This window comes from Paenibacillus sp. 2KB_20, from assembly GCF_052115765.1.
Classification (GTDB): domain Bacteria; phylum Bacillota; class Bacilli; order Paenibacillales; family Paenibacillaceae; genus Paenibacillus_AQ.
In genome coordinates this window covers 1-1,559 of record NZ_JBFRHH010000033.1, presented here as the reverse complement: position 1 = coordinate 1,559, position 1,559 = coordinate 1, and the positions used below count along the sequence as shown (strand labels likewise).

The window sequence follows — 1,559 nt, the reverse complement described above, 5'->3', positions numbered from 1 at the left end:
TCAGGCTGTCGAGAAAGTCTCGACAGCTATTTTTTTGTATATTTAATTCAACACGACACCGCGTTAATATTATATAATATTAGTAAATAAACCGTTCGGAAGGGTGTTAAATATGTTGCGTTCTAACCGAGAAAAACAGCAGGCTTACGAGTTTGTTTCGATTGAAGAATTAGTTCCTCAAGATCATCTGCTCCGTAAAGTGGACAAGTATATCGATTTCTCTTTCATCGACGAAAAGGTCCGTCCGCTTTATTGTGCTGATAACGGGCGACCAGCCATCGACCCTGTTGTGTTATTTAAGATGATTTTCCTCGGTTATTTTTACGGCATCCGTTCCGAACGTCAACTCGAACGTGAAATTCAGACCAATCTTGCCTACCGCTGGTTTTTGGGATTAGGTCTGACCGACAAAGTGCCGGACCATTCTACGATTAGCTGGAATCGTCGCACTCGTTTTAAAGATACAGCGATTTTTCAGGAGATCTTTGATGAGATTGTGCTTCAAGCCATTCAGCACCGTATGGTAGGTGGACGCGTCCTGGTTTCCGATTCAACCCACGTTAAAGCGAATGCGAATAAGCATAAGTACACAAAGGAACAGGTTTTACAAAACACCCGTGATTATGTGGGTGAACTTAATGCCGCCGTAGAGGCCGACCGGAAGGCACATGAAAAAAAGCGCTAAAGCCTAGAGAGGACGTGATTGAGGAAAAGGAAGTCAAAGTGAGCACGACAGATCCAGATAGCGGTTATATGATCCGGGATGGGAAACCGGAAGGATTTTTCTACTTAGACCACCGTACCGTGGACCTGAAATACAATATGATAACGGATGTACATGTCACGGCAGGAAATGTCCATGACTCTGTACCCTATTTGTCCCGTTTGGATCGTCAACAACAACGATTTGGTTTTAAAGTAGAAGCTGTTGCGCTGGATTCTGGGTACTTGACTTCACCTATCTGCAAAGGGCTGCAAAGCCGAAATATATTTGCCGTTATTGCTCACCGAAGATTCCATCCGACTCAAGGTTTATTCCCAAAATGGAAGTTCACGCATGATGCAGAGCGCAACCTTTATATCTGCCCGGCGGAGCACGAACTGCAATACAAGACGACCAACCGCGAGGGATACCGGCAGTACGCTTCAGACCCTCAGCACTGCAAGAAGTGTCCGTTATTAAACGAATGCACTCGGTCTCGCAACCACCGAAAGGTGGTAACCCGTCACGTCTGGGAGGACAGCAAAGAATGGGTGCGAGGCAACCGGTTGAGTCGATCCGGGAAATATCTCTACCGAAAACGAAAAGAAACGATTGAGCGAAGCTTCGCGGATGCCAAAGAGCTCCATGGGTTTCGCTATTGCCGTTTGCGCGGGTTGCAGAACGTCAGGGAGCAGGCCCTGATGACAGCAGCCGTACAGAATATGAAGAAGATGGCGATCCACCTGGATCGCCTGGAAAACAGGGGGTAATCCCCTATTTTCCCTTTTGATGTGACCACTTGATATGTAAGAAACCCTGTACTTTGAAAAAAGTACAGGGTTTCTCGACAATCTGA

The 1,559-nt window shown here is 46.3% G+C and carries 1 protein-coding gene; it reads left to right on the top strand.

All coding sequences use genetic code 11. The features are described 5' to 3' along the window. Window positions 1–112 precede the first annotated feature (112 nt). Window positions 113–1,473 (top strand): IS1182 family transposase gene (locus tag AB4124_RS33975; RefSeq protein ID WP_441975453.1). Its coding sequence is split into 2 segments (ribosomal slippage): window positions 113–671 and window positions 671–1,473, totalling 1,362 coding nucleotides; the frame shifts between segments, so codons are not numbered across the junction. Window positions 1,474–1,559 lie beyond the last annotated feature (86 nt).